The organism is Mucilaginibacter sp. (assembly GCF_039921305.1).
Taxonomy (GTDB): Bacteria; Bacteroidota; Bacteroidia; order Sphingobacteriales; family Sphingobacteriaceae; genus Mucilaginibacter.
Map to the genome: position 1 here is coordinate 224,905 of NZ_JBDSCA010000043.1, position 26,544 is coordinate 251,448.

Annotated in this window: 25 protein-coding genes; 12 read left to right on the top strand and 13 right to left on the bottom strand. The window is 41.9% G+C overall.

Annotation, left to right across the window (positions count from 1 at the left end; all coding sequences use genetic code 11):
* Nucleotides 1-79: 79 nt before the first annotated feature.
* Nucleotides 80-2,560, top strand: a complete 2,481-nt coding sequence (locus ABIN91_RS13380) for a TonB-dependent receptor (protein WP_348051616.1) — start codon at nt 80-82, stop codon at nt 2,558-2,560.
* A 111-nt stretch (nt 2,561-2,671) separates the two neighbouring features.
* Here the strand turns inward: ABIN91_RS13380 and ABIN91_RS13385 are convergent, their stop codons facing one another.
* From ABIN91_RS13385 to ABIN91_RS13395, 3 genes are all read right to left on the bottom strand, one after another.
* On the bottom strand, nt 2,672-3,037 hold the full coding sequence (locus ABIN91_RS13385) for a hypothetical protein (protein WP_348051617.1): 366 nt from the start codon (nt 3,035-3,037) through the stop codon (nt 2,672-2,674).
* 82 nt (nt 3,038-3,119) lie between these two features.
* Nucleotides 3,120-3,662, bottom strand: coding sequence for a YbhB/YbcL family Raf kinase inhibitor-like protein (locus ABIN91_RS13390; protein ID WP_348051618.1), 543 nt, complete (start codon nt 3,660-3,662; stop codon nt 3,120-3,122).
* A gap of 82 nt (nt 3,663-3,744) precedes the next feature.
* Entirely contained in the window at nt 3,745-4,599 is an 855-nt protein-coding gene (locus ABIN91_RS13395) for an AraC family transcriptional regulator (protein WP_348051619.1), read from the bottom strand.
* Nucleotides 4,600-4,724: 125 nt separating this feature from the next.
* Between ABIN91_RS13395 and ABIN91_RS13400 the strand changes: the two genes are divergently transcribed.
* The 6 genes from ABIN91_RS13400 (at nt 4,725) to ABIN91_RS13425 (ending at nt 12,287) form a co-directional block, all read left to right on the top strand.
* Nucleotides 4,725-5,456 carry an energy transducer TonB gene (locus tag ABIN91_RS13400; protein WP_348051620.1) on the top strand — a complete coding sequence of 244 codons (732 nt, stop codon included), beginning with the start codon at nt 4,725-4,727 and terminating at the stop codon, nt 5,454-5,456.
* Nucleotides 5,457-5,464: 8 nt separating this feature from the next.
* Nucleotides 5,465-7,000: a YifB family Mg chelatase-like AAA ATPase gene (locus ABIN91_RS13405; protein ID WP_348051621.1), complete on the top strand. Its 1,536-nt coding sequence runs from the start codon at nt 5,465-5,467 to the stop codon at nt 6,998-7,000.
* Between the two features lie 363 nt (nt 7,001-7,363).
* The gene (locus tag ABIN91_RS13410) at nt 7,364-9,112 is read left to right on the top strand and encodes a tetratricopeptide repeat protein (RefSeq protein WP_348051622.1); all 1,749 of its coding nucleotides are present in this window, start codon (nt 7,364-7,366) and stop codon (nt 9,110-9,112) included.
* A 163-nt stretch (nt 9,113-9,275) separates the two neighbouring features.
* Nucleotides 9,276-9,668, top strand: a complete 393-nt coding sequence (locus ABIN91_RS13415) for a response regulator (RefSeq protein WP_348051623.1) — start codon at nt 9,276-9,278, stop codon at nt 9,666-9,668.
* A 145-nt stretch (nt 9,669-9,813) separates the two neighbouring features.
* Nucleotides 9,814-10,587: an ABC transporter ATP-binding protein gene (locus tag ABIN91_RS13420; protein WP_348051624.1), complete on the top strand. Its 774-nt coding sequence runs from the start codon at nt 9,814-9,816 to the stop codon at nt 10,585-10,587.
* A gap of 8 nt (nt 10,588-10,595) precedes the next feature.
* Nucleotides 10,596-12,287 (top strand): hypothetical protein, encoded by a 1,692-nt coding sequence (locus tag ABIN91_RS13425; RefSeq protein WP_348051625.1) that lies wholly within the window; start codon nt 10,596-10,598, stop codon nt 12,285-12,287.
* Nucleotides 12,288-12,319: 32 nt separating this feature from the next.
* Here the strand turns inward: ABIN91_RS13425 and ABIN91_RS13430 are convergent, their stop codons facing one another.
* Nucleotides 12,320-14,488 (bottom strand): biosynthetic peptidoglycan transglycosylase, encoded by a 2,169-nt coding sequence (locus ABIN91_RS13430; protein WP_348051626.1) that lies wholly within the window; start codon nt 14,486-14,488, stop codon nt 12,320-12,322.
* Between the two features lie 113 nt (nt 14,489-14,601).
* Here ABIN91_RS13430 and ABIN91_RS13435 point away from each other — a divergent pair, with 113 nt between their 5' ends.
* From ABIN91_RS13435 to ABIN91_RS13445, 3 genes are all read left to right on the top strand, one after another.
* Nucleotides 14,602-15,681 carry an Mrp/NBP35 family ATP-binding protein gene (locus ABIN91_RS13435; protein ID WP_348051627.1) on the top strand — a complete coding sequence of 360 codons (1,080 nt, stop codon included), beginning with the start codon at nt 14,602-14,604 and terminating at the stop codon, nt 15,679-15,681.
* Nucleotides 15,682-15,712: 31 nt separating this feature from the next.
* Nucleotides 15,713-15,991 (top strand): NifU family protein, encoded by a 279-nt coding sequence (locus ABIN91_RS13440; protein ID WP_348051628.1) that lies wholly within the window; start codon nt 15,713-15,715, stop codon nt 15,989-15,991.
* A 113-nt stretch (nt 15,992-16,104) separates the two neighbouring features.
* On the top strand, nt 16,105-16,743 hold the full coding sequence (locus tag ABIN91_RS13445; protein WP_348051629.1) for a carboxypeptidase-like regulatory domain-containing protein: 639 nt from the start codon (nt 16,105-16,107) through the stop codon (nt 16,741-16,743).
* Here the strand turns inward: ABIN91_RS13445 and def are convergent.
* Entirely contained in the window at nt 16,740-17,312 is a 573-nt protein-coding gene (def, locus tag ABIN91_RS13450) for a peptide deformylase (RefSeq protein WP_348051630.1), read from the bottom strand. The two genes, ABIN91_RS13445 and def, sit on opposite strands and share 4 nt — an antisense overlap.
* An 18-nt stretch (nt 17,313-17,330) precedes the next feature.
* Complete coding sequence (locus tag ABIN91_RS13455; RefSeq protein WP_348051631.1) at nt 17,331-18,560, bottom strand: pitrilysin family protein; 1,230 nt, start codon at nt 18,558-18,560, stop codon at nt 17,331-17,333.
* A 74-nt stretch (nt 18,561-18,634) separates the two neighbouring features.
* Here ABIN91_RS13455 and hpt point away from each other — a divergent pair, with 74 nt between their 5' ends.
* Nucleotides 18,635-19,174, top strand: a complete 540-nt coding sequence (hpt, locus tag ABIN91_RS13460) for a hypoxanthine phosphoribosyltransferase (RefSeq protein WP_348051632.1) — start codon at nt 18,635-18,637, stop codon at nt 19,172-19,174.
* Between the two features lie 295 nt (nt 19,175-19,469).
* Here the strand turns inward: hpt and ABIN91_RS13465 are convergent, their stop codons facing one another.
* The 5 genes from ABIN91_RS13465 to ABIN91_RS13485 are packed head-to-tail and all read right to left on the bottom strand — an operon-like array spanning nt 19,470 to nt 24,087.
* A complete protein-coding gene (locus ABIN91_RS13465) occupies nt 19,470-20,210 on the bottom strand; it encodes a 4'-phosphopantetheinyl transferase superfamily protein (protein WP_348051633.1) in 741 nt (246 codons plus the stop codon).
* A gap of 14 nt (nt 20,211-20,224) precedes the next feature.
* A complete protein-coding gene (locus tag ABIN91_RS13470; RefSeq protein WP_348051634.1) occupies nt 20,225-21,760 on the bottom strand; it encodes an FAD/NAD(P)-binding protein in 1,536 nt (511 codons plus the stop codon).
* 7 nt (nt 21,761-21,767) lie between these two features.
* Nucleotides 21,768-22,856 carry a DegT/DnrJ/EryC1/StrS family aminotransferase gene (locus ABIN91_RS13475; RefSeq protein WP_348051635.1) on the bottom strand — a complete coding sequence of 363 codons (1,089 nt, stop codon included), beginning with the start codon at nt 22,854-22,856 and terminating at the stop codon, nt 21,768-21,770.
* A 3-nt stretch (nt 22,857-22,859) separates the two neighbouring features.
* The gene (locus ABIN91_RS13480; protein ID WP_348051636.1) at nt 22,860-23,225 is read right to left on the bottom strand and encodes an FdtA/QdtA family cupin domain-containing protein; all 366 of its coding nucleotides are present in this window, start codon (nt 23,223-23,225) and stop codon (nt 22,860-22,862) included.
* Nucleotides 23,226-23,235: 10 nt separating this feature from the next.
* Nucleotides 23,236-24,087 carry a beta-1,6-N-acetylglucosaminyltransferase gene (locus ABIN91_RS13485; RefSeq protein ID WP_348051637.1) on the bottom strand — a complete coding sequence of 284 codons (852 nt, stop codon included), beginning with the start codon at nt 24,085-24,087 and terminating at the stop codon, nt 23,236-23,238.
* Nucleotides 24,088-24,317: 230 nt separating this feature from the next.
* Here ABIN91_RS13485 and ABIN91_RS13490 point away from each other — a divergent pair, with 230 nt between their 5' ends.
* Complete coding sequence (locus ABIN91_RS13490; protein ID WP_348051638.1) at nt 24,318-24,542, top strand: hypothetical protein; 225 nt, start codon at nt 24,318-24,320, stop codon at nt 24,540-24,542.
* 18 nt (nt 24,543-24,560) lie between these two features.
* On the opposite strand, the gene ABIN91_RS13495 is transcribed toward ABIN91_RS13490, so the two are convergent.
* Both ABIN91_RS13495 and ABIN91_RS13500 read right to left on the bottom strand, forming a co-directional pair.
* Nucleotides 24,561-25,832: a hypothetical protein gene (locus tag ABIN91_RS13495; protein ID WP_348051639.1), complete on the bottom strand. Its 1,272-nt coding sequence runs from the start codon at nt 25,830-25,832 to the stop codon at nt 24,561-24,563.
* Nucleotides 25,832-26,464: a sigma-70 family RNA polymerase sigma factor gene (locus tag ABIN91_RS13500; protein ID WP_348051640.1), complete on the bottom strand. Its 633-nt coding sequence runs from the start codon at nt 26,462-26,464 to the stop codon at nt 25,832-25,834. The genes ABIN91_RS13495 and ABIN91_RS13500 overlap by 1 nt, the downstream gene beginning before the upstream one ends.
* Nucleotides 26,465-26,544 lie beyond the last annotated feature (80 nt).

Consider the following 26,544-nt stretch of genomic DNA (forward strand, 5'->3'; position numbering starts at 1 on the left):
TAATAAAAATTTTATCGTATTAATTTCTGCCGGAGTTTTATCCGGTGGATGATCCTTTTATTCAATTTGACATGTTATCATGAAATTTAAAATATTCATTAGTTCGTTATTTGCCCTTTTTATAACTTTTTCGGCTTTTGCCGATAATTCTGCCACAGTTGCTGGCAACGGTACATTAACCGGTACCGTTACTGATAAAACCGATGGCTCACCCTTAATTGGTGTAACCATCAGTATTCCCGATCTGAAAAACGGGACGACTACTAATGCCAATGGTAAGTATACTTTAAACCGTGTACCAAAAGGTGTTTTTTTAGTTCAGGTACGCTATATTGGTTATGCAACTATTAACCAAAAGGTTGATTTTACTAAAACTATAACACTTAATTTTCAGATGCAGGTTTCATCTATCGAAGCTGGTGAAGTTGTAATTACCGGGGTTGCCCGTGCTACGGAGTTAAAGAAAAGCCCGATACCTATTATCGCGGTAAGCAAAGAAGCATTAGACCAACGTGCCGGTGCAGGTAATGTGATAGATCAGATCGCCAACTTACCTGGTGTTAGCGCCGTAACTACCGGACCAAATGTGAGCAAGCCATTTATACATGGTTTGGGGTATAACCGGGTAATTACATCGGTTGATGGTATACGCCAGGAAGGACAACAATGGGGCGATGAGCACGGTGTTGAGGTTGACCAGAACGCGGTTGACCGGATAGAAGTAATTAAAGGCCCGGCCAGCTTAACTTATGGCAGTGATGCTATTGGTGGTGTGGTTAATATGCTGTCGCCAGCGCCAGCTCCCGAAGGTAAAATATTGGGTTCGATACAGGGAATTTATGGTACCAATAATGGTTTGTACAACGGTTCGTTCCGTTTGCAGGGTAACCAGAATGGTTTAGTTTGGGGTACTGTAGTATCGGCCAAAGGCGCTAAAGATTATCAGAACCAACATGATGGCAGGGTTTATAATACTGCTTACCAAGAGAGAGACGCAAGGGCGATGATAGGGATCAATAAATCGTGGGGATACTCGTATTTCAATGCTTCGATATTTGATGATAAGCAGGAAATACCTGACGGCAGCCGCGATTCTATATCACGCCAGTTTACAAAGCAAATTACCGAGGATGATGCTTTCCGTCCGATAGTATCTTCGTCAGATCTTAATTCATATAAAATTTCGCCTTTGTACCAGCGTGTACAATTGTATCGCATTTATAACAATAGCAGTTTTATTTTAAGCGATAATGCCAGTTTGAATGTGAATTTGGGCTATCAAAAAAGCCACAGAAGGGAATTTACGCACCCCACTGCTACCGATATTCCGGGATTGAATTTGAACCTGAATACTTATACTTATGATGTGAAGTACAATTTCACCTTCGCTCATGATTATGAAACATCGGTTGGGGTGAATGGAATGTATCAGGATAATACTTTGGGTGCGGGAACGGATTTCCCGATACCTAATTATCACCAGTTTGATATTGGGCCCTTCTTTTTTATTAAGAAGAGCTTTGGTAAATTGGATGTATCAACTGGTGCCCGTTTTGACAGCCGTTCGTTTACCGGAGAAGCCGCTTACATTGATAATACCAACGCTACTTTCCCCTCGCTTTATACCGGAAACAACCCTGCAACCGCGCCAAATGTTGATAAGCAGTTTGACGCCTTAAGCAAAACCTTTACCGGATTTTCGGGAAGTTTTGGTGCGACGTATAATTTCAGCAACGAGTTTTTGATCAAGGGTAATGTTGCCCGTGGCTTTAGGGCGCCAAGTATCGCAGAGCTATCGGCTAATGGTGCTGATCCAGGTTCGCAGATATATCATACCGGAAATCCGAACTTCGTTCCGGAATTTAGTTTGCAGGAAGATATTGGTGCGTTTTTGACCTTGCCTAATGTTACCGCAAGCGCGGAGTTGTTTAACAATGATATATCGAACTATATATTTCAGCAACAATTGCTGAATCCAGATGGATCGCCGGTAATCACCAATGGCTACAATACATTTAGCTATGTACAGAGCAAGGCTCAAATTTATGGTGGTGAATTGAATTTAGATATTCACCCGGTAAAATGGCTGCATTTTGAAAACTCCATGAGCTTAACTTATGGCCAGAATAAAGGTACAGGTGGCAATGTTGCCGATAGTTTGAAGTACCTTCCGTTCATCCCACCATTGCATACCCACTCGGAATTGCGCGGAAAATTTGATAAAGGTTTTGGCGTGTTTAAAGGTATTTACGCTTTTGTTGGCTTTGATCATTTTAACGCCCAGGATCATTTCTTTTCTGCTTATGGAACTGAGACATATACCGCAGGATATAATTTGATAAGCGCAGGGATTGGTGGTAACATTACCAATGCAGCCGGTAAAAAGGTTGTTGAGCTATTTTTAGAAGGGACCAATCTGGGTGATGTAAATTATCAATCGAACATGAGCAGATTGAAATACTTTGATAACCCTAACGGCGCGGGACCAGGTGTTGCGCCGGGTATATTCAATATGGGCCGTAACATTAGTTTTAAGGTTGTGGTGCCGTTTGATCTGTAGGCCCCCTAACCCCCTAAAGGGGGAAGAAGATGGAAATTCGGATTTTCAATTTCGGATTTTTAGAGAGTATTATAAAACAAAGAAACCCGCTTGATGGCGGGGTTCTTTGTTTTATTTGGTTTCGGTAACCTTGATCTGGGTTGTTTCGGTTATTATTATTTCCGGTTTGCCTTTGTAATCAATTATTTTACCTGTTATGGTAACGGCTTTTCCTTTCAAAGTTTCTTCGGGGTTACCGGTGAATTTTTTGCGGTCATCGCCCTTGATCAGCAGAACCAGTAATTCGTTGGGGTGGGCGCCGCCGACATCAAGCAGCGTTAAGCCCGGTCCGGCTAAAAATTTGCCGCCATATATTTTATCGGTAATGGTAACCTCTTCGCCAATGTGTTTAGCCGCGTCTTTGGCGGCAATGTTGGTTTGGGCAAATGTTTTAACGCTTGCAAAACCGATCAATAATATTAATGCTAACTTTTTCATTCTAATTAAAATGTGTTTTACATAAAGTAACAGCATTTACACCAAAACACCTAATAATTGAATGTAATAAGTTGGTGATGCTTTAGCGTTTAAAGTATACTATTAGCGACGCTTTGCTGATGAGATTATTGCTCAACGCAAACCCAACATAAGCGGCAGACGCGTTTTTATCAAGCCCAAGCTTGGCCATTGTTAAAGCATATACAGTGATTATATAGGGATGCGGCGCATCGCCAACGGGCGGGCATGGGCCACCGTATCCCGGTTGACCGAAATCGGTATTGCTTTGAATGGCTGTTGCCGGCATTAACTGTTTATTGGTTGAGCCTGCACCCTGCTTTACCTCGGTAATGGTAGCGGGGATATCAAATACAACCCAGTGCCACCAGCCGCTACCGGTTGGCGCGGCGGGATCATGTATGGTAATGGCGAAGCTTTTGGCATCTTTAGGAGCGTTTTCCCAATAGAGTTGTGGGGATTTGTTTGCGCCCGAACAGCCAAAGCCGTTCAAGCTAAATTCGTTACTGAACTGGCCGCCAAGGTCGTTGCTTTTTAATGTGAAGGTTTGTGCATTTACTGAAAAAGTTATCAGCATTGCGAATACGGTGTAGAATAAAGTTTTCATGATCTTAAATTTTATAGATCAAAATTGCTTTATTGTATCTGCTCTGTTTACTGGAAAAGGCTCAAAAAACCTCGGAAAAAGGTCATGCTGATTTTTGTTGCAACTGATATTGTTTTGGTGTTAGTCCGTATTGTTTTTTGAAGGCCGAGGTAAAGTTGGATACGCTTTCGTAACCGAGAGCGATATATAACTCACTTGCGCGCTTGCCTTGTGATAATTCGGCCGAGGCTATTTCTAACTTGCGTTGGCGAATGTATTTACCCGGACTAACGCCATATGTTTTTTCAAAGTCGCGCTTAAAAGACGACAAACTTTTGTTGGCCAAAAAAGCGATCTCATCCAAAGTTAAATTGTTCACCAAGTTTTTTTCGATCAGTTTTTTCAGCGAAAGCTCATCATTCATTAATGGTTTGAATAGGACAGCCATTTCGCTCAAATGGTTTGGCGGGATGCTTAGAAACAACTCTTCTAATTTATGTATGCCTAATGCTTGGGGTATCGTTGGCTGATGCTGGATAATGTGCATCAAATTTTGCAGATAGCCAGCCAGGTATGGGCTTTGTTTAAACTTAACCAACTTGTTATCGGCATCAAAAGCATCAGCTGGTTTGATATTCATTTTGTTTAAAAAGCTGACGATGTATTCCGTTGGAAAGAAGATCAATATACTTTGATATTGGGATGTATTTACAGAATGCTCGGCAATAATGCTGTGACCCTCGGTTATTAAAACGGCATCGCCGGTATTAATGATGTCGTGTTGGGCCGATTTGTAGATGTCTTTTACGCCGTTGATAATAAAGCTAATAGCATTACAATTAAAAACCACGCGATGCTTACCCGGTGTGGAGCTTTCTTTATAGCGCACAAAAGATATATCGCCGCAGGTAGTTTGCGGTTGATTTTTTACGGACTGTGGTATATGGACGTGCTGCATATACAAAAATAGGTATTGTATTTTAGGTTTTTGAATATTATATAAATCCAGTATCTTTCCCGTATTGCATTAGCCGCTAACTTTAAAGGTTGGATCGGCGAAGGTTCAGCCAAACATTTATCCAAATGAAATATAGTTTACCGGTATTGTTTATTTTACTGCCACTAAGTGTGATGTCGCAAAAGCTGAAAAAGGTAAGCAGTGATAACCCGAGATCGACGATTAAGGAAATCTACGAAGTTTTGAAATCGGACACGGCTATCAAACAGGGATCGTACAAAAAACATCAATGGGGAAGGTTGATAACCGAAGGGTATTATAAAAACAATAAGAAGGATAGCATATGGCAGGAGTATGGTTATGCGGGAAAGCTATCGTCCAAAAGATATTACAAAGACGGTGTTGCGGTTGGTGTTTGGGAGTTTTATGAATGGAACGATAATATTGATAAATACAATATGCCGGGAAATACATGGATAGATCATAAACCCGCGGTTGCTGATACGTTAAAAAGTGCGATTATAAATGGTAGTGATACACTGTATGCTGTGTTAGACCATCCGGCTGTTTATGTACCGGGAGACAGAAGACAGCAGTTGTTGCTGGTGCGGGCTATCAGGTATCCGGCGAAAGCCAAAGAGAATAATACCATGGGCAAGGTGCTTATTGCGGTAACTGTTGCTGAGCATGGGCACGCCACTAATTATAGGATCAAAAAAAATGTGAAGAACGGCTTGGGCGAAGAAGCTTTACGGGTTGCGTTGATGATGGACGACGATTGGTTACCAGGGATGTTGAATGGCAAGCCGGTAAGATCGGAATATGTTTTCCCTATTTCTTTTGCCCTTGCTGAATAATAAAATATATGTTAGTTAAAACCTTTGGCAGTGCCGTTTACGGAATTGAAGCCACAACCATTACAGTTGAGGTAAATATTTCGCCGGGAACGAAATTCTTTATTGTGGGGCTTCCGGATAACGCCGTTAAGGAAAGTTATTTTAGGATAGACTCGTCTTTCAAAAATTGCAAATACCATTTTCCGAGACAACTGGTGGTAGTTAATATGGCTCCTGCCGATATTAAAAAAGAAGGTTCATCATACGATTTAACTATTGCTGCTGGTATACTGGCAGCCTCAAATCAAATGAATGCAGATGAGGTTGAAAAGTATATCATTATGGGAGAACTATCCTTAGATGGTACTTTGCAGCCCATTAAAGGTGCTTTACCGATTGCTATACAAGCGCGAAAAGAAGGTTTTAAAGGATTCATCTTACCCAAACAAAACGCACGTGAAGCCGCCATTGTAACCGACCTTGAAGTTTATGGTGTTGAAAGCATTAAAGATGTGGCTGGCTTTTTTAATGGAACAACCAAGCTTGAACGAGAGATAGTTAATACCCGCGAAGAGTTTTACAACAGCATTAACAATTACGATAGTGATTTTAGCGAGGTGCGCGGGCAGGAAAATATTAAACGAGCATTAGAAATTGCCGCTGCTGGCGGGCATAATGTAATATTGATCGGTCCGCCGGGGGCGGGGAAAACGATGCTGGCCCGGAGGTTGCCATCGATACTGCCCCCGCTGAGTTTGCAGGAATCGTTAGAGACTACCAAGATCCATTCCGTTGCCGGGAAGCTGGCCGCGAGCGATGCGCTGGTTACGGTTAGACCGTTTAGAAGCCCACATCACACGATCTCGGACGTAGCCCTTGTTGGCGGAGGAACAAACCCGCAGCCTGGTGAGATTTCGCTGGCACATAATGGGGTTTTGTTTCTGGATGAATTGCCGGAGTTTAAGCGTACGGTGCTTGAGGTGATGCGCCAGCCTTTGGAGGAGCGAAAGGTTACCATTTCGAGAGCCAGGTTTTCGGTGGATTACCCATCGAGCTTTATGTTGATAGCGAGTATGAACCCCTGCCCTTGCGGTTATTATAACCATCCCGAAAAGGATTGTGTTTGTCCGCCGGGAGTGGTACAAAAATATTTGAGTAAAATTTCGGGACCTTTGTTGGATAGGATCGATCTGCATGTTGAAGTTACGCCGGTAAATTTTGATGAGCTATCATCGGACAGGTTGGCCGAAAAAAGCGAGGGCATACGGGATAGGGTGATACAGGCACGCGAAATACAGATCAAGCGGTTTGATAAAACGGGAATGCATTCGAACGCGCAAATGAGCACTAAAATGGTACGTGATCTTTGCCAGATCAATGAAGCGGGACAAAACCTGTTGAAGAAAGCGATGGAAAAATTAGGATTGAGCGCAAGGGCATATGACCGGATATTAAAGGTTTCGCGTACGATTGCTGACCTGGCCGGAAGCGACAATATTGAAATAGAACATTTGGCCGAGGCTATTCATTACAGGAGTTTGGATAGGGAGAATTGGGCGGGGTAAGTTGTATGCGGTTGTTCTATTTAGAACAACTAAAGGCCTATAATTTCAACAGATTTCCGTACTTTTGTATAAGAATCGCAAGGATGTCAAATCCGAATAAAATTACCCAACCCGCGAAAATAAAGGGGAAAACCACATAAAAGTCTTACAATATCCCCCTGTCATCGTTTCGTTCCTCGCAATGGCAGAAAGAAAAAACACCCATATATACCCATAATTTGTTATTGTGGTTACTCTGGTTATTGGACCGAATCTATATTGCTTGCTGCGTTAAGTATTTGTAAATTGTAGCCGTTTTACATCTACCTTATTCATAAAAACATAGCTACTGGCCAGACAATGAAAATGTTGGAGCAAATTAGTATGGGTATAAAACCAGTGCATGTTGCATTGCTGGTTTGTATGCTGCTATTTTGTTTACCGGATAACGGGGCCCTGGCAGCGGATACAGCCAATGTTTTCCACGGAATTAAGGACCTGCCGAAGCAAGCGCGTCCCGCCAAGGCGATGGATATCTATAAGAGTAACTTCAGAAAAGTTGATTCGGCAAGCGTGATGCGCAAGCTGGATGAACTGGTTGGTTTTGCTCAACGTGATGGAGATAAGCAACTTGAAGCTGCTGTTTTTGAAATGCGGGCCGACTACTTTTCGGTTAATAGAGGGTTTAATTCAATAAGTACATCGTATTACCAAAAGGCGATTGATTTTGCGCTGGCTAATAACATGACTGCCGATGTTGGGATCTATCAGCATAAAATGGGATTGTATTACTACACCTATAGGCGTAGTGTTGATGCCTGTAAGTACTTTTTAAAAGCACAGGATGTATTTAGAAGTGTAGGTTTTGATAAAGTGCCCAATATTTCTGCTTACCTTACACAAGAAGCCAGCTTTTATTATGACTTAGGGGATTACGAGAATGCGATGTTATACCTTAAGGAAGCGCTAAAGTATCCTATAAGTTTTCCGAGGACAAAGATCGGTACCATTAATACCATGGGGTTGATCTATCGGAACAATAAAGAATTTGAACAAGCGCTTTCCTGTTTCAATGCCGCGCTCAAATTGAGTAAGGATAACAAGGATACTGCCTGGGTGGCTATTAGTACCGGCAATATTGGGTCGGTTTATTTTATGCAAGGGCATTATAGCGAGGCTTTACCGTTTATTACGACGGATTATACTACATCGCTAAAATATGGTGAAGGTGCCAATGCCGCGCATGCCTTACTTAGGTTAGCAAAAATTAGTTTGGTGAACCGTAATTTAAACCAGGCCGGCAGCAGGCTTAGTGAGGTTGAGAAATTGATACAGGTAGTACACGATGGCTTAAAACTCAAGATAGAATATTACGCTCTAAAAGCCGAACTGAGTGAGTTGGAAGGGAAGCTTGCCGAAAGTATAGCTTACCTAAAAAGCATGGAACAGGCTAAAGATAGCTTGCAACAACGGAATAATGTGGCCGCTGTTGAGCGGACTAAATTAGGTTGGGAAATGGCGAATCACCAGGTGTTGATCAATCAGCTAAAAACCGATGCCGAGCTGGGGGCGTTAAAACGGAATGCTATTATTATGGTGTTGTTTTTTTTGATTGTGATATCGTTACTGATATACAACCAACAGCTGTTAAAGGTTAAAAAGGATAAGAGTAAGCTGATAACAGAAAAAAAACAGGTTGATGAAGAACTAAAAAATGCCGAATCGGAATTGCTGCTATATACCGAGAGCATCCGGAAAAAGAATGTGGTGATCGAAAATTTTAGAAAAGAAATTGACCGGCTTGAAACCAAGGTTGTTAATAGGGACGAGGCCGAGCATCTTGAAAAAATGATGCAGGCGCATATTATGACTGATGAAAACTGGGACGAGTTTAAAGTAATATTCTCAAGGGTACATGCCGGGTTTTTGCTGGCAATAAAGAAGAACTTTCCAGGGCTATCTGGCACAGACACCCGTATTTTAACCCTGATGAAGCTACAACTCAGTAACCGCGAAATGGCAAACATGCTTGGCATAACCACCGACGGCATAAAAAAGGCTAAACAGCGCCTGCGTAAAAAGATGGGATTGCAGCTTGACGCCGATATGGAACACGAGATATCGAAACTGTAATATTGATTTACGGAAACATTCTCCAATAAGCAAAACACAAGGTTGTCCCCCATTTGTCCACCACCCTATACTAGGCTTAGGAGCTGATATGGGCTATCTTTGCACTTCCCCAATTTAGTTTAAGCGCCTAAATCACATAGTAATATTGGGCCTAAATTAAGATATGACTAAGCTGAATATTTATATAGTTGAAGATGAGCCTATTTTGGCAACGCTGTTAAAATATACGTTGCAGGGTATGGGGCACTCGGTTTGTGGGGTTGCAGAATCATACGATGATGCTGTGAAAGGCTTACAACAAACCGAAGCAGACCTGGTGATAACCGATATTATGTTGCGTGGCCCGGAAACGGGAATTGCTATTGCGCGCTATATTAAAGCTAATTTGAATATGCCGTTTATATTTCTGTCCTCAATATCAGACGAGGAAATGATAGCGGATGCAATGAGTACCGAACCTCTTTCGTACCTGAAAAAACCTGTTAACAAAGATGCGCTCAACACCGCAATATCACTATTCACGATGTTGAATATACCTGAAGAAAAAAAACATTGATTAACGCTGAACACTTTATTATACATAACCCTTTCCCTTTAATTGGCAAAGCCTCTCAATTTTGAGAGGCTTTTTGCTTTTATATTGATGATGATATAGTTGGGATATTTTAGCTATCTTTTGACGTTGTTAATAACATAAAAAGATGAGTACCGATCCTATTATACAAATACGCGGCCTGTCGAAATCATACGGGGCAAAAACGGTTTTAAAGCATTTAACACTTGATATTTTTCCGGGCCAGGTTATTGGCTATATCGGCCCCAATGGCGCTGGTAAATCAACCACGGTTAAAATTTTGACAGGTTTGATACCCGATTTTGAGGGTGAAGTAGTTATCAACAGGCTTAACATGGCCGATAACCCTCAAGAGATCAAAAAGCTGATAGGCTATGTGCCCGAGAATGCGGAGATATACGAAGTGCTTACCCCGATGGAATACCTTGATTTTATTGGCAAGCTTAACAACATGGAGCAAGATGTGGTTACCGAGCGCTCACAAAAACTTTTGGGCGCGTTTGGTTTAACAGCGAACCTGAACGACAGGATGGATACCTTTAGCAAAGGGATGAAGCAAAAGGTATTGCTTATATCGGGCATTATCCATAACCCGCAGATCATTGTTTTGGACGAGCCCCTTTCGGGATTGGATGCTAACGCGGTTATCACCGTTAAAGAATTAATTGTCCGCTTATCGCAGGAAGGCAAAACGATATTCTATTGTTCGCACATGATGGATGTGGTTGAGAAGGTGTCTGATAGGATATTGCTGATTAACAAGGGAGAGATCGTTGCAGATGGAACTTTTGAATCGCTCAAGCAAAACCATAGCGATACGCTGGAACAAATATTTGCCAAGCTAACCGGCCGGGATACCTCAAGCCACGAAACGGATGCTATTATGAACGCTTTTGACTAACCGCTGTTATGATAGATAAGTTATTTTTATGGATAATAGCGCAGTTTAACCCACTTATGGAACGTGCGGGTATCAACACGGTTCAACTGCACGAGATACTGCGCATTAAGCTTATTATTGATGACAGGCGACCACGTGGAATTGTGACCAACAAAAACCAGGATAAGCCGAGAAAAACCTCTACATCATGGTTCGCTATTTTGGGGAGTTTGTTTTTTGGGGCGTTGTACGGAATGATATTGTTTATTTTAGATAAACCGCTGCTTGCCCAAACCGTATATTTTAGCGCGTTTATGGTGTTGCTTTCGGTAATGATCATCACCGATTTTACGAATGTGCTGATCGATGTTCGCGACCAATATATCATTGCACCACGACCGGTTAATGATCGTACTGTTGCAGTAGCGCGGATATTGCACATTAGTGTCTATGTATTAAAACTGGCGCTGTTACAGGGTTTACCGGGTATGATCATGATCGGGTTTATTGATGGGGTTGCGGCGATTCCGTTATTTTTTGTGCAGATCATTTTGGCAACGTTGCTCAGTATATTTTTTGTTAACATGATTTACCTGGTGCTGATGCGATCGGTAAGCGCGCAAAAGTTTAAGGACATTATCGTTTATTTCCAGATCTTTTTTTCCATTATGATGTTTGGTGGGTACAGATTGCTGCCCAGATTGATCGATATGTCTACACTGGCCAGTTATGATATGTTGAGCCATCGATGGTCGTACTTTTTGCCCCCGGTTTGGATAGCCGCCATAAACGAAGCCGTATTGCACGCGGGAAGATCTGGCCTGGCAGCTACAGGTATTGCAGCACTTGGCTTTGCGTTGCCATTTGTAAGTATTTGGTTTGTAGTTAAGGTGCTGGCCCCGGGCTTTAACCGGACTTTATCTATAATCGCGATGTCGGACGGATCTGTTGCCAAGCCTGAAAACAAGAAGGTAAAGAAGAGGAGCATTATTGATAATGTAGCCAACCTTATCGCGCCCGATCCGATAGAGAATGCCGGGTTTAGAATTACCTGGAAACTGGCATCGCGCACACGCGAGTTTAAAACGAAGGTTTACCCTCAGTTTGCGTTTATACCGGTATATTTTGCTTATTTTATCTTATCAGGTAAAGGAGATATGGCTACGCAACTTACCAGGATACAGCATGGGCGGAGTTATATTTTTCTGTTATACTTTAGTTCGCTTGTTATGTCGGCCATATTGCAGCAGATATCGCAAAGTGAAAAGTACAAAGCATCGTGGGTGTATTATGCTTTGCCTATTGATAAGCCCGGAAAAATTTTGGCCGGTATGTATAAGGCTATTAGTACACTTTACATTTTGCCTTATTTTATTGTTCTAAGTATTGCCAGTATAGCCATTTGGGGGCCGCAAATTATTAATGATATTATACTCGCCTTTATTTTATTGCAACTTTATGGTATTGTAATGGCTTTGTTTATGGTGAAGGGATTGCCGTTTTCGCGCCCTGTATTAGTGAAGCAAGCGGGAGGTAAAGTTTTTGTAAGCCTGATGTTAACCCTGGCCACGTTTTTATTTGGAGGTGCCCACTACTTTTTGGCACAATGGGAAATGGTAATCTGGATAGCCATTATTCCGGCTGCATTACTTTATTGGGTGATGATGCGGTACTACGCCAAACAAACCTGGGAGAATATTGAATTAAGTGAAATAGACTAATTATTATATCCAGACACGTTGGATTAATGGTATTAGAATAAGCCCCGCTCTTCCAGTTTTTTACGGGCTTCTTTTTCTTTTCGTTTTTGCTCACGTTTTTCCTGGCGGAGTTCTTTTTTGGTTTTTACGGGGCTCGTATCGGCAACAGCTACATCTTTCTTCTTGGTTGTGGTATCCTTTTTACCAAACAAACGCTGGAAAAAGTTAGGCTTCTTTTCGGGCTGAACCACAACCACCGGAACATCGGCATCATCATCAGCCTGTTTCAGTAATTTGTTAATTTCGGTGGTATCCGCTGCGGGCACTGCACGGCGCAGGGCCGATTTTAAACGAACATCGTAAAAGCCATAACCGGTGCTATCGCGCTGCGTATAGCCGTACATACTCATCATATTACCTAACGAGTTAAAGTAGCCTTGCAGGCTGCCCCTTAAACTACCGTCGGGCTCAAAATAGTATAAACCCGATTTTGGCTTGGGTACAATGCTCGCCAAATAAATACTTTCGCCCAGATTAAGTTGCGATGGCGTTTTGCCAAAGTAGTATCGCGATGCTTCGCCAATACCATATACATTGCGTGCCCATTCAATAATGTTGAAGTAAACTTCGAGCATGCGTTGTTTGGATATGATGTGCGTGTTCTCAATCATCCAAACAATTAGCGTTTCTTCAATTTTACGCACCATGGTTTTTTGGCGGCTCAGGAAGGCGTTTTTAACCAACTGCATAGAGATGGTGCTGCCACCGCGTTTAAATTTCTTCTCTTTAAAATCAACAGCGATTGATTTACGGAGTGATTCTTCAACAAATCCATTGTGTTTAAAAAAGGTTGGATCTTCGGCCGTCATTACCGCATGTTGCAGGTAGGGCGAAATTTCTGATAGCGGTGTATAATCCGGGTTGCTTGGCCCGATCTGGCGCGAGGGCATAGGTTTCCCTTTTTCATAAGGAGTATAAACAAACGGACCATTAAGTTTGCTTAAATCGGTACGGCCGTATTTTACTACATGGAAATTATCCTGCTTTAAGCTTGAATCAAATTGAACATCATCGGGTTTTGAGGTATCCAGATAGAAATTGAGATTGTATGATAGCTTGCCGGCAACCTGTATCCCCTCAAGGGCGTCAAATGTACCTTGCGGGAAGGAATTGAATATTTTTTGAGCATCGGTATAATCGGTATGTAGCTTTAACTCGTAAACCTTAACCGGTTTAAGAGTGTATTTGATGTACGGCTTAGCGGTAACATCCTTTAAATGAATTACCGACGAACTATCAATAGAGATATAGTTTTGACCAATAAAAACATTGGCATCAATTGAGCCGGAAGGTACAATGATATCGTTAGCTGCTATTTTAGGATGATTGATGAGCAGGTTTCTAACCGACCAATAGCCAAATATGCGGGTTTCGCCATCGCTACGCTCTACCTTTTTGACCTGGGTGCTAATGGTATCGAAGGTTATTTTAAGTCCGTATTTTTTTTGGATGAAGGGTAATTCAACAGCCTTGTTATCAGCGTAAAGCTTCACATCGATAAACTTATCCGACGGGCGCATTTTTCCGGTAAAGTGTAAAGTTGATTCGCCGTTGTTTACGATGATGGTTGACGTTAGGTTACTATTTTCGATGAGCGCGCTTTTAGCCAAAATGTTGACATTGATGCTATCACTATGGAATTTAACCACAAAGTTTTTGAGGTCGAGTTCATCGGGGATTTTATAAAGCACCTGGTTAATGAGGTTGTTGGCTACAACAGAGATATCGCTGCCGGGGCGGTTTGCCGTGGTATCGCGCTTCTTTTTAAACAAAAAATCGAAGTTACGGATGCCGTGCGAACTGGTTAAATTGAGGATGCCGTTATCCAGTTTAACCGAAGCCAGTTTAATATTACCTAAAATTAGGGGCCATATTTTTATGCCAACTTCAAAGTCGCTTATTTTTAAAAGGCTGTCGCGGTTTTGGGGCACAACGGTTATTCCTTTAAAAGCAACGGTACTTAGCCCCACAAAGTTAGCAGAGCCTATTTTTACATCTAAATTATACTCGATTTTGGCTTTTAGCTTAGCTTTGTCAATAGCTGATTGCAGCAGTTTTTCGCGCTTATTAAAGGCAATGATGCCCCCAATTAAAACGAGAATAAATAAACAAATTAGTACAATTCCGCCAATGCGGATATATTTACGGTTTAGGCGATGCATCAGTAAAATTTAACCAAAACTAATAATCTTATCTTTACAACGGTTTCCTGCCATTGAATTTATTGTAACAAACTCCGGCACAAGCTGTTTTATATTTATTTGTATTTTAAAAAATGATAACCAAAGAACAAGTACTTACCGCCCTCGGTAATGTTGAAGAACCCGATCTGAAAAAGGACCTGGTTACCCTTAACATGATAGAAGACATTGTGATTGATGGCAACAAGGTAAGCTTTTCGGTAATATTGACTACCCCGGCCTGCCCACTAAAGGCCATGATTGAGAACGCCTGCCGTAACGCGATATTGCATTTTGTGAGCAAAGAGGCAGAAGTATCAATCAACATGACTTCACGTGTGACAACCCAAAGCAACAATAGTTTGCCGGGGATCAAAAATATAATAGCCGTAGCATCTGGCAAGGGCGGTGTTGGTAAATCAACCGTGGCGGCTAATTTGGCTATCGGTTTGGCTAAAACCGGCGCTAAGGTTGGTTTGATAGATGCAGACGTTTATGGCCCATCGGTACCCATTATGTTTGGTTTGGAGGGAGCTAAACCCCGGGCTACTCAAGAAAACGGCAAGACGAGGATTGAGCCTATTGAGAAATACGGTATCAAATTGTTATCGATAGGCTTTTTTACCGATCCTGATCAACCGGTGCCATGGCGTGGGCCAATGGTATCAACCGCGGTAAAACAATTGTTTAACGATGCCGAATGGGGCGAGTTGGATTATTTGGTAGTTGACCTTCCGCCTGGAACGGGCGATATTCATATCACCATTACGCAAGGTTTCCCGATAGCGGGGGCTGTGATCGTTACAACCCCTCAAAACGTGGCTTTGGCCGATGCCCGCAAGGGAGTTGGCATGTTTATGATGCCAGCCATTAATGTGCCAATATTGGGTGTGATAGAAAACATGAGCTACTTTGTACCGGCCGAATTGCCAGACAATAAGTATTATATTTTTGGAGAAGGCGGCGGCCAAAAGCTGGCGGCACAAATAGGCGCGCCGTTTTTGGGGCAGATACCATTGGTAAAAGGCATTACCGAATCTGGAGATGCCGGTAAGCCTTTGATACTGGATGATGCAAACCCGATGTCGAAAGCGTTTATAGACCTGGCTGAACGTGTGGCCCAGCAAGTATCGATAGTAAATGCCAGGGCGCCGCAACCGGCAGATATACAATAAATTATTTATCTTTACAGTAAATTATTATACAATGACATTGATAGAACAGGTGGAAGCGGCTTTAGATACTATTCGTCCGTATTTGGAGACAGATGGTGGTAATGTATCTATCGACGAGATTACCCCGGAAGGTGTGGTTAAATTAAAATTGTTGGGCTCGTGCGGCTCATGCCCCATGAGTATCATGACGTTTAAGGCGGGTATTGAGCAGGCTATTATGAAAGTTGTTCCGGAGATTACAGGTGTTGAAGCCATTAACTTAACCGACATTGACGACCCGGCAGCAATTTTGCCCGAGAATTTACGATAAGTTAAAGTGTGTTAAATGTTACAAGCTTAAATATACTATTGGCTCAAAATTTGCGTAATTAGTACAACTAAGATTGTTTAACATTGATAGAGATTAAAAATAGTGTTTATAAAATGAAGCGCCTGATCTTCATATTGCTGACTATCATTACCGCATCATCTGCTTTTGCGCAGCAAAATAGTGATGATCTGGTACAATTTTCGGGCGTTGTTTTGAGTGCGGATAGTAGTACGGTTATCCCCTACGCTACCATCACTAATGTGAGCAATAAAAACCAGGTTAACCTATCTAACTATAAAGGTTATTTTTCTTTTGTAGCACATGAGCGCGATACCTTGCGTTTTACATCTATTGGCTACTCTTCTACCGTGGTTATTATCCCATCAAACGTTAAAGATCATAGCTATACCTTGCAGGTAAAACTGAATGGTAAATCAATCAATTTGCCTGTAGTGCATGTTTTCCCCTGGGCCACTACGGATGAGTTTAAAAAGGATTTTATGACCATGAAGATAGCGGATGATGATTTGGAAATTGCCCGTAAAAACCTGAGCGGAAAATCAATCGCCTCATTGGGCAGAACTTTGCCTCGTGATAGTAAAGAGATTCAAAATGCATGGTCGCAGGGCGAAACTCAGAACCTGATGAACCAACACTCATACACCAACCCGCTGTTTAACCCATTTGCATGGGGCGCGTTTATCAAAGAAATTACAGCGGGTAATAAAAGCCGCGGTGTAAGCGATAATTAACGACCCTTTTTTACGGCCGGAAACTTCATCCGGTAATCAACCTTTACATCGCCTTTAGAAATATCTGTTAATCTTTTTTGGATCAGGCGTTTGCGCAAGGGGCTTAGTTTATCGGTAAACAGTTTCCCTTCAATATGATCGTACTCGTGCTGGATAACCCGGGCCGCTAATCCTTTGAAGGTTTCTTCGTGATGTTTCCAGTTTTCGTCGTAATAAGATATGCGTACAACGGGTTTGCGATAAACATCCTCACGTATATCGGGGATGCTTAGGCAACCTTCGTTAAAAGGCCATTCTTCGCCGGTTTCTTCGAGTATTTTAGCGTTGATAAACGTTTTTTTGAAATCCTTTAATTCGGGCTCATCATCATCAAAAGGTGATGCATCAACCACAAATAAGCGCATAGACATACCTACCTGCGGCGCGGCTAAACCAACACCACGGGCGGCATACATGGTTTCGTACATGTTTTCAACCAATTCTTTAATGTGGGGATATTCATCGGGCTCAATGTTGGTAGCCATTCTACGTAAAACCGGATCGCCGTATGCTATGATAGGATATTTCATCACTGCAAAAATAAGAGTTTATTCATTAGGCTCAAATAGCAATGTTATCATCTGATTCATATCAAAAATCTCATTGGCTATATTTTGCATTTCTTCGGCAGTAACAGCATTTATCTTGGCAAAAATTTCTTCAAGTGTATCAATGTGACCAAAATCCAATAAGCTTTTAGCCATGGCGATGATCAAACCAATCCGGTTCTCTTCGCCTAAAGCTATCTGGCCTACAAATTTTCTTTTTGCCTGGTGGAGCTGTAATGTTCCGAGTTTTTGATCGCGTAGCTTTTTGAGTTCTTTATGAATCAGTTTGATGGCGCGTTCGGCTTTCTCTGTATCCGTTCCGAAGTAAATGGTGAACAGGCCAACATCCGAGAATGCGGAATAATTAGATTCGATGCTGTAAGCGATGCCGTATTTTTCGCGAATTTGCAGATTAAGCCTTGAACTCATGCCTATCCCGCCCAAAATATTATTGAGCAATAGTAATCCGTTCTTTTTAGGGTTTGATGATGAGTAAGCCTGGCTGCCAATAACGCCATGTGTTTGCGAAATTGGCTTTGAAAATCTTACTATTTCCCCCCGGTTAACTTCGGGTTTGATCCGGTTTTTTTCGGTCGTGTTTGCTTTAACATGGCCAAAGTACTTATCGGCCAGCCGGATCAGTTTCTTAAAATCATAATCGCCCAAAACGGCAAAAACCATTTGATGAGTGTTGTAATTTTGAGTGATGAAGTTGCTGATATCCTGCTTATCTAAAAGGCTAACCGAGGCCGATGTACCTAAAATGTTGCGGCCCAGATGATGGTTTTTAAATAGGATGTCTTCAAAATCATCCTGTATGGCTTCGTCTGGCTGGTCCAGATAGGAAGCGATCTCGTCTAAGATCACGCTCTTCTCTTTCACCAATTCCTCTTCGGGGAAGGTGGAATGGAAAACCAGGTCTTCGGTGAGGTCAATAGCGCGTTCCAAATGCTCCTTTAAAAACGAGGCGTGGATGCAGGTATATTCTTTTGTGGTATAGGCGTTTAAATCGGCGCCAACCAATTCCAGGTGGTTTAATATCTGGTTGGTGTTGCGGCGTTCGGTAGCTTTAAAAAGCAGGTGCTCAATAAAATGAGCAAGGCCGTCTTTGCCGGGAGCTTCATCGCGTGCGCCGGCGTTTACTAAAAAGCAGCAATGCGCTATTGTAGATGCGGCGTGTTTATGTAAGAGCCTGATGCCGTTGGGCAGGGTGTAAATCTGGTGATCCATTAAGCGGTAAAGATAAAGAATATTTGAGTGTTAGTTTTTAGGGATTGCTAATGCTATTTTAGTAATTTAGCTACATGATCATACACGTAGCCGACCTCAGTTTTAAGAAAATGATAGATTACGATGCTATCAACAGCCGATGCCAGCAAATTGGTGCCGAGTTGACCGTGGAATATGAAGCCCGTAACCCGATCTTCATCGGTGTTTTGAATGGCAGCTTTATGTTTATAGCCGAGTTGATGAAGTATATTGAGATACCGGCGCAGGTTGCCTTTATGAAGCTATCATCGTACGCGGGTGGTTTAGAAAGCAAGCGTGTGATAACAGATGAGTTTGACCTGAACGTAGACATAGAAGGCCGTGATGTAATATTGGTTGAAGACATTGTAGACACGGGAAACACGTTGCGCTACCTGATTGATAAATTGCAAAGCCGGAAACCGGCATCGGTATCAACCTGTACCCTGCTTTACAAGCCGGATGCTGTAGAGTTGGAGATATCCGAATTAAAACATGTTGGCTTTGAGATTGAGAATAAATTCGTAGTTGGCTTTGGTTTGGATTATAAGGAGTTGGGTAGGAATTTGAAGGATATTTATCAGTTGGTGCTGTAGGAATTGAAAGAGCTTAAGCATTGATATTTGAGTTGTTTTGCGTACTTTTTTGAATGTAAGATGTATCAGGTAAGATGCCTGCCTGTCGGCAGACAGGGAAGATGTGGTGTGAAAATTCTTACTTTATCCCCCCTCTAAAATAATGACTGAAGCCTGCCTGTCGGCAGACAGGGGTTGAATGCCTGAATGATTGATTGAAAAAAACCTACTTTATCCCCCCTTTGAGGAAATGATTGAGTAAAACGAGAGAATTAATTTTAAAACCCCCCCTTATACCCCTGTTTTGTTATTGTGGTTATTGCAGTAATTTAAATTCCCAGAAGGTGTTTTCTGAATATGCTGATGCGATGCTGCCGATGTGTTGGTTATCGATTGGAAAGCTTTGAACAATCCAGTCTTTTTCTGAGCCTATGGTACTGTGCAGGGTGTTGTGGGTACCATCAATGCCCGGGATGTGTTTGAGGGCATCATCTATCCCTTTGGCTGTCGCTTTTAGCAAGGCTTCTTTGCGGGTCCATAACAGGTAAAACGTTTGCAAAGGATTTGCTGAAGCCTTGACAAAATCAGCTTCGGGTTTGCTGTAGCTGATGTCCATGATATCTTCGTAATGCATGTTGAGGTCAGGTTGTTCTACGTCAACGCCTACTTCGGAATCGGAGATTGCTATCAGGATATAATCGCCGGAATGGGATACATTGTAATGGAGGTTGGTATCGCCTTTAACGTGGGGCTTTTTGTTCTCGCCGATCTCGAAGATCAACTGTTTGGCATCCCGGTTAAGGTATCGCGCAAGCAAAAGCCGGAGTATGGCACGGGCTAAAATGAAGCGTTGCTTGTCTTTTTCGCGGTAGTAGCGGTTTGCCCTTTCGTGTTCATCGGCGGTAAGCAAATTAGATATAGCATTAATATGTTTAAGGTTTGAAGGGATGTTGATTTGCCAGATGTGGTTTGAATGGGATATAGTATAGGTGCATAATGAGCCATCAAGCCATTCAATGTTTGAAAGTTGATTGATGCGTACTTTGGGGTTGCTCATAGACTACAAAACTATCAGGATAATAGATGCTCTGCAAGATATGGAGCTAAATATAATAGACGGGCTACGTTTTCGAGATGCCAGAAGTGGATACGTTTGTTCATGTTGCCCCCCAATAGCGGGCCCATAATGTACAGATTGGGGGCTGCCTCAAAGCTTTCGTTCACCAGGAAGCCTTTGCCAGATAAATTGACATGGCAGAGGTTTTGCTCAACCAGGCTGCGGATCAATCTGGATGAAGAATCGTGCAGTTCGTTTGCGCCGGAACAATTGATGATCACCTTAAAAGGCCGTTCATCTGTTTTTTGATGGCCATCCTGATCAAGATAATTTAATAGGGCTCCATTTTCGCCTGGTTCCAAATTGAGAAATGAGCCTTTTAAGAGATGGAGCTTTTGTTTAGCTATTAAACTATTGGCCGCGGCTTTGTAGGCTGGTCCGGAGCGACGAATAAGGCGCGTTAAGTGCGGGCCATATACCCCGAAGAATAGCTTTTTGGAATCTTCGTCTAATGGTTGCATTAGTTCGAGCGTATAGCCGATCACCCTATCCACGTAAGGAACAATAACACCTTGCTGTACCGCCGGGGCGAGATCTTTTTTGGTGGCCTCAATAAGGGTGTGGATATCATAACCTCCGGTCGCTTTAACGTGGTCAAGATTTTGGCATGGATAGACATCATAGCGGGTATCCGAAATATGATAAGGCATTATGCCCGTTTGGGATATGGTGACAATTTGATTGGTTAGTTCTAATAAGTCCGGACGATGATCTAAGAGGTACATTAGTTCGATACAGCTTGCGTTGGAGCCGATGATGAGCAGGTTTCTGTTTTGTGGATCCGGCGTTGTGGCAAAGGCTTGCTTGAGTGTTTGCAGGTTATCGTCTAAGGCGGGTTGGTACAGGTCGTTAATGTAAACGTAATTATCATTGTTATGCTGCCCGGCATTTTTTTTCACTGGTGCCGAGCCAATGGCTACAACCATCTTTTTGGTGTTTGCGGTGGTCGTTGATCTATCGGGATACTCTAATTCTACTGCGTAGTATTCACCACCGGTATATTTTACTCCAATAGCTTCAGCCTGTATTTGAGTGATATTAGCCAAACCGCTTTCCTGAACTTGTTTTAGCAAACCAAGCATTTTGCTCTGCATATATATGCCGAACACAAAGCGGGGTAAATAGATAGCTGCCCAATCGCTTTTTTCGATCAGGGGTCGGTTTTCTTCGAGCCAGGTTTCGGCCGCCAGCCCACCAACTGAGCGGTAATAAGCACTCCAGCTATCAAAGTTTTCTGTTAGCCAGGTAAAGAACAGGTCTTTTTCTTTGCCAGATGAGATGAAATCGGAGATGGCGGTAATGGTTAACGAATTAACCGAAGAGCGTGAACCGTAAGGTATACCTTTCCAAAACTCATGGTGCTTTTCAACTATAGTGATATTGAGTTTTGGATGGGAAGACGGCTCATTAACAAGCTTTGTGAAAAGCTCGATGAGAGTGATGGTTGCCGCGGCGCCACTTCCGATCACTAAGACATCAGCTATTTCCATTTGATGATTATTCAAATTGGTTTAGGGCATTAATAGTCGTTAAAACATCAGCTTCGGTATGGAAATATGAACATGGCAGGCTTAACGTGGTGTTGTGTATTTCCTCGGAAATGGGAAATTGCTGCCCAACAAACAAATGTTTTAGGGCGTTTTGCTGGTGCGGTGCAACCGGATAATGAATACCTGTACCAATGCCTTGTTTTTCGAGGTAATTCTTCAATTCATCCCTTCGCGGATGGCGGATGTTAAATATGTGGTATACATCGTAAAAGTCGGGGTGCTTATCTGGCAATATGAAATTGTTATTCAGGTTGTTTAGGTACAGGTTAGCCAGTTTGTTTTTATGCGCGCTAATAGCATCGAGATAAGGTAGTTTTACATTCAGGAACGCAGCCTGCATTTCGTCGAGGCGGTTATTAAAGCCGACAACTTCGTTGTAGTATTTTTTATCGGAGCCGTAATTACGCAGGTGCTGGAGCCTGGTGTTATAGGTTGGGTCTTTACAAAGTATACCACCGGCATCGCCCAAAGCACCCAGGTTTTTGGTTGGATAAAAGCTGAAAGTGCCAAAATCGCCAAAGGTACCGGCCTGTTTACCTTTGTAGGTGGCGCCATGTGCTTGCGCGCTATCTTCGAGTAGGTATAGCTTATGTTTTTTTGTGATGTTGATTATTGGGTCCATATCGCAGCACTTCCCGTAAAGGTGAACTACAATAATGGCTTTGGTTTTTGAGGTGATTGCCGTTTCAAGTTTTGAAGGATCAATATTGTAGGTTTTGATATCCGGTTCTACCATTACAGGCACCAAATTGCATTGCATTACCGCTAAAATGGTTGCTATAAAGGTATTTGCAGGTACAATAACTTCGCTACCCCCGGGAAGATTTAGTGCTTTTAGTGATAGTATGAGAGCATCTAACCCGTTTGAAACACCAACACAATAGGGTACAGCGTTGTATTGAGCAAAGGCTTTTTCAAAGGCCTCAACCTCCCGGCCTAAAATGTAATAGCCATTGGCTAACACGCTGTTGAACTTTGCCCGGAATTGATCTTCAAAGGGAGCATTTAGCTGCTTCAGATCTTCGTATGGGATCATGCTTTAAGAATATGGTTCGTAAATATAATCCGAATGATCGTAATGTGTAGATGCCAGGGATAGCAAAATAGCTCCCAAACTGAAATTGTAAAAGTGGTGCCACTCGCCAACCTCAATAATTAAGCATTGGTGAGGGTTGTCTAATACGATCTCTTGCCTTTTTGTTCCATCGTGCAAACCAACGGTAAAACTCCCATGCAGGGCAATTATTCCTTCAACCAACTCCAGATGCCTGTGGCCGCCGCGCTCTAAATGGTTAAGGTCGGTAATATAGTACGATCTTTTTATTTTGAAAGGCAGCACATGGTCTATTACCGTAAGTGTGCCCCGTTCATCTTTGTAGTTGTCTAAATCAATAATATAGGCCATTTAGGTTAGATTATGAATCTTGCTTTGCGTTTTCGCTATCAATGAGGTCTAAAATATGCTCATCAATATCGATGTTAAATTTCCGGCCGAACAAGCAATCTGATGCAATGAGCTTATCGTAATCCTCGGTTGCCAGAAACTTTGGTCGGAAACCACCGTTGGTCCAATCAACATAGCGGTAATTGTTGTTGATCACATCATCTTTATATATCGAGTTCATAATCACTGTTTGATAAATAAACTCATCGCTGCCAAAGGTGTATTTAAAATAGGTTTGAACATCGTGGTGGCTTTCTACATATTCTACAATATATAGTGCGCAATCTAAGGTGAGTGTCCAAAAGGTAGAGTAGCCGTAAGGTTTGATGTTTTCGGGTGGTTTGCGTTTATCTATAAATAGGTTTACAAACTGTTGAATATAGTATTTGCCTTTAAAGTGCATATCGGCAAAGTGGTACTTATCAATACGGCCCTGCGCGCCGGTCCACTCGTCAAAATCTTTATAATGGATAAATTGCTTGCCCTTGTGCTTGCTTAAAAAACTGCTGATGTATTTGGCTGATTTAATGGGATAGTCCTGTCCGCTCATTAAGTTAACAAAGTCATACTGTATGCCCGATGCTTCAATTTGTTTTAAGCCGTTAAAGGTGGCTTTCACGCTGGTATAGCTTGCCCATTTAATGTCGATCCTGTCTTTAATAAAAAAGACGTTTGGCATATTGAATAGTATTTTATGAGTGTCCATAGATAGCTTTTTATCTACATGGATGTAAAAATCAAAATCGCCATTATTAAGTTTATCCACCAGCCTTTTAGTTTGTTTGGCAGAGGTATACGTAACAATTAAACAAGCAATTTTCATATTAAGTTTAGTGCTGTAATATAAGCAGTTTTTCGAAACTACATATTTAGGTACTAAAAATATTACCGATGCATTAAATAGCTCTGAATTTACGCCAACAATTAAATTGAAGTGGTGTATGCTGTTTTTAGGATGCTAAATAGAGAAGAAGACTATCTTAAAACAGCCTCAGAAAATTTAATAAAACATTACGCTATGATATATGCTTATTAAATATCAAAACAAAAGTGATGGAAAACGAAAATACTATAGCCGCCGAAGAGTTTAATATTACTCCTATTGCCATTAAAGAGTTTGCGCTTAACAGTGCCAAAATGGATGTGATATTGCAGCTACAGGTTGAAATACTGGCCCACATAAAAGGTGAAGACAAAACAGAAACGTTTGCGCGTGTAAACGAGAAAGTGAAAGAATTGACTTTAGAGTGGTATATTCAAAACAGTATTAAAAAGTAGGCATTAACTAAGTGCTTCTTATGGCTTTTTTGGGTTAATGTTCCAGGTAACGCCAACGGCTATACCAGCCGACTGTAGTTTTACCTGGCTATAACCAATACCGGTTAACGGAACTTTCATATAAGGCTGCACACCAATGCTGAATTTTGAATTGAGCTGGTACTGATAGGTTGCCTCTAAATTAAGTACGCCCAAAATGTGCTTGTTTTTGTTGGCAATATCATAATCACTTGGCCCCACTCCGGTATAATCATAATTATAATGATAGTTTTCGCGCAGCATAATGTATGATGATATGCCTGTACCTAAACTAAATGTGTTTTTTGCCCTTTTGTAAACCTGATAATCAATGTTGATGGGTATATCAAGCACGCGGCAATCGGCAGTAACGCTAACCGGGTCGGTTTTAAACTTATAAGCCGAAACGCTGTGATAATCAGCAAAACTGGTTAGATACGGTTTTTTCGAATAAAGAGCGCCGGTACTAACGGTAAGTTTTTTAGTTATACCTACAGAGAACAATATGCCGGCATTGGTTCCAACCATGCTATTACTAAAGGAGCTTACACCGTTAATATCTGGAGAACCCAAAACGGTAATAGCCAGCTGTGGCCTTTTTGAATAGCTTTGTTTAACCACTTTATTTCCCGCTTTGGCGGATACGATCTCGGGTTTATTATTATCAGGGAAGCGGGTGTTAAGTGCGTTTGATGTGTTTAACCCGGATAGATCAATGGGCGCGATATTGGCTGCAAGAACGTCTGTATTGTTAGCTGATAACATACTTCCATCGGCTTTAAACAGATCACTTTCTGCATTGTGGGCTGTTTGTTCATTAGCAGAACGCATGTTTTTTGAAGAGCGGCTTATAGCATAGTTAATACTATTGCCTTTGTTTGCAACATGTTTATTGATCGCAAAAGCCTCTCCGGTGTTAGTAATACCTTGGGTTGTATTTTTATGAGTACTTACAGAAGCTGAATGTTCTGTTACAGTATCTATAGGTTTGGTTGAGCCTGGGGTATTGTAAACAGGTTGTTTAACCGGGTTATTTTTAACCATTACCGGGTTATCATGATGCGATATTAAAAACCAACCTAAAGCCAAAACCAGCATTGCCGCTATTCCGCTTATGATAGGTAAAAAATATAAAATGCCACGTTTTTTGTCTTTGTCGAGCAAGGCTTCCATGGCATCCCAGTCGTCCTCGCGGAAATTAGCTGTTCGGGGTGGGTTTTGCAGTCCCTCCCTGAATATATTATCTAATTCCTTTTCCTTATCTCTTTTCATTACCGGATACCCCTGTTAAAATAACTTCCTATTTCTGATGTGCTTATTGCCACTATTGATGAATAACCCGAACCTGTATAATTTGCGGTGCTTGTTTTAGTATCAATATCTAATATCATTTGCTTTAATTTTTGCCGCGCCTTATGCAGGTTTGATTTTGATGTGCCTGCGTTAATGTTTAGCATAACCGCTATCTCATCGTGCGTGTAACCCTCTATCGCAAAAAGGTTAAATACAGTTCTGTAGGCTTGTGGTAGTTGTTGAATTAAACTCAACAGATCGTCGTAGTTCAATTTCCTATCGGGTAGTTCACCATCTGTTAAATGTTCGGCCTTATCCAGATCATCAGTATAGGCCATTTTTAAATTGGCTCTATAATAATCAATAGATGTGTTCATCATTATTTTGCCTAACCAAGCTTTAAACGGGCGGCTGGCATCATACTTGGCTATATGAGTAAATACCTTAAAAAATCCCTGGTTCATCACATCAGCGGCTTCATCACGGTTGCCGGCATAGCGTAAACAAATGCCCATGGCAAAGCCATAGAATGCCTTATAGAGCATCTTTTGGCATTTCCTGTCTTGTTTCAAGCAGCCGTTAATCAGTTGATGTACTTCTTCTTCGCCCATGTAGGTTACAACCCGATAGTATACAAAACTATTACCTATCTAACCAACAACACGTTAGGTTTAAGCTAATGGTTGCCTGT

What these genes read in the sequence shown, in the direction of transcription:
- ABIN91_RS13380 (WP_348051616.1), top strand. Translation starts at nt 80, where the DNA reads ATGAAATTTAAAATATTCATTAGTTCGTTATTTGCCCTTTTTATAACT.
- ABIN91_RS13385 (WP_348051617.1), bottom strand. Translation starts at nt 3,037, where the DNA reads ATGAAAAAGTTAGCATTAATATTATTGATCGGTTTTGCAAGCGTTAAA.
- ABIN91_RS13390 (WP_348051618.1), bottom strand. Translation starts at nt 3,662, where the DNA reads ATGAAAACTTTATTCTACACCGTATTCGCAATGCTGATAACTTTTTCA.
- ABIN91_RS13395 (WP_348051619.1), bottom strand. Translation starts at nt 4,599, where the DNA reads ATGCAGCACGTCCATATACCACAGTCCGTAAAAAATCAACCGCAAACT.
- ABIN91_RS13400 (WP_348051620.1), top strand. Translation starts at nt 4,725, where the DNA reads ATGAAATATAGTTTACCGGTATTGTTTATTTTACTGCCACTAAGTGTG.
- ABIN91_RS13405 (WP_348051621.1), top strand. Translation starts at nt 5,465, where the DNA reads ATGTTAGTTAAAACCTTTGGCAGTGCCGTTTACGGAATTGAAGCCACA.
- ABIN91_RS13410 (WP_348051622.1), top strand. Translation starts at nt 7,364, where the DNA reads ATGGGTATAAAACCAGTGCATGTTGCATTGCTGGTTTGTATGCTGCTA.
- ABIN91_RS13415 (WP_348051623.1), top strand. Translation starts at nt 9,276, where the DNA reads ATGACTAAGCTGAATATTTATATAGTTGAAGATGAGCCTATTTTGGCA.
- ABIN91_RS13420 (WP_348051624.1), top strand. Translation starts at nt 9,814, where the DNA reads ATGAGTACCGATCCTATTATACAAATACGCGGCCTGTCGAAATCATAC.
- ABIN91_RS13425 (WP_348051625.1), top strand. Translation starts at nt 10,596, where the DNA reads ATGATAGATAAGTTATTTTTATGGATAATAGCGCAGTTTAACCCACTT.
- ABIN91_RS13430 (WP_348051626.1), bottom strand. Translation starts at nt 14,488, where the DNA reads ATGCATCGCCTAAACCGTAAATATATCCGCATTGGCGGAATTGTACTA.
- ABIN91_RS13435 (WP_348051627.1), top strand. Translation starts at nt 14,602, where the DNA reads ATGATAACCAAAGAACAAGTACTTACCGCCCTCGGTAATGTTGAAGAA.
- ABIN91_RS13440 (WP_348051628.1), top strand. Translation starts at nt 15,713, where the DNA reads ATGACATTGATAGAACAGGTGGAAGCGGCTTTAGATACTATTCGTCCG.
- ABIN91_RS13445 (WP_348051629.1), top strand. Translation starts at nt 16,105, where the DNA reads ATGAAGCGCCTGATCTTCATATTGCTGACTATCATTACCGCATCATCT.
- def (WP_348051630.1), bottom strand. Translation starts at nt 17,312, where the DNA reads ATGAAATATCCTATCATAGCATACGGCGATCCGGTTTTACGTAGAATG.
- ABIN91_RS13455 (WP_348051631.1), bottom strand. Translation starts at nt 18,560, where the DNA reads ATGGATCACCAGATTTACACCCTGCCCAACGGCATCAGGCTCTTACAT.
- hpt (WP_348051632.1), top strand. Translation starts at nt 18,635, where the DNA reads ATGATCATACACGTAGCCGACCTCAGTTTTAAGAAAATGATAGATTAC.
- ABIN91_RS13465 (WP_348051633.1), bottom strand. Translation starts at nt 20,210, where the DNA reads ATGAGCAACCCCAAAGTACGCATCAATCAACTTTCAAACATTGAATGG.
- ABIN91_RS13470 (WP_348051634.1), bottom strand. Translation starts at nt 21,760, where the DNA reads ATGGAAATAGCTGATGTCTTAGTGATCGGAAGTGGCGCCGCGGCAACC.
- ABIN91_RS13475 (WP_348051635.1), bottom strand. Translation starts at nt 22,856, where the DNA reads ATGATCCCATACGAAGATCTGAAGCAGCTAAATGCTCCCTTTGAAGAT.
- ABIN91_RS13480 (WP_348051636.1), bottom strand. Translation starts at nt 23,225, where the DNA reads ATGGCCTATATTATTGATTTAGACAACTACAAAGATGAACGGGGCACA.
- ABIN91_RS13485 (WP_348051637.1), bottom strand. Translation starts at nt 24,087, where the DNA reads ATGAAAATTGCTTGTTTAATTGTTACGTATACCTCTGCCAAACAAACT.
- ABIN91_RS13490 (WP_348051638.1), top strand. Translation starts at nt 24,318, where the DNA reads ATGGAAAACGAAAATACTATAGCCGCCGAAGAGTTTAATATTACTCCT.
- ABIN91_RS13495 (WP_348051639.1), bottom strand. Translation starts at nt 25,832, where the DNA reads ATGAAAAGAGATAAGGAAAAGGAATTAGATAATATATTCAGGGAGGGA.
- ABIN91_RS13500 (WP_348051640.1), bottom strand. Translation starts at nt 26,464, where the DNA reads ATGGGCGAAGAAGAAGTACATCAACTGATTAACGGCTGCTTGAAACAA.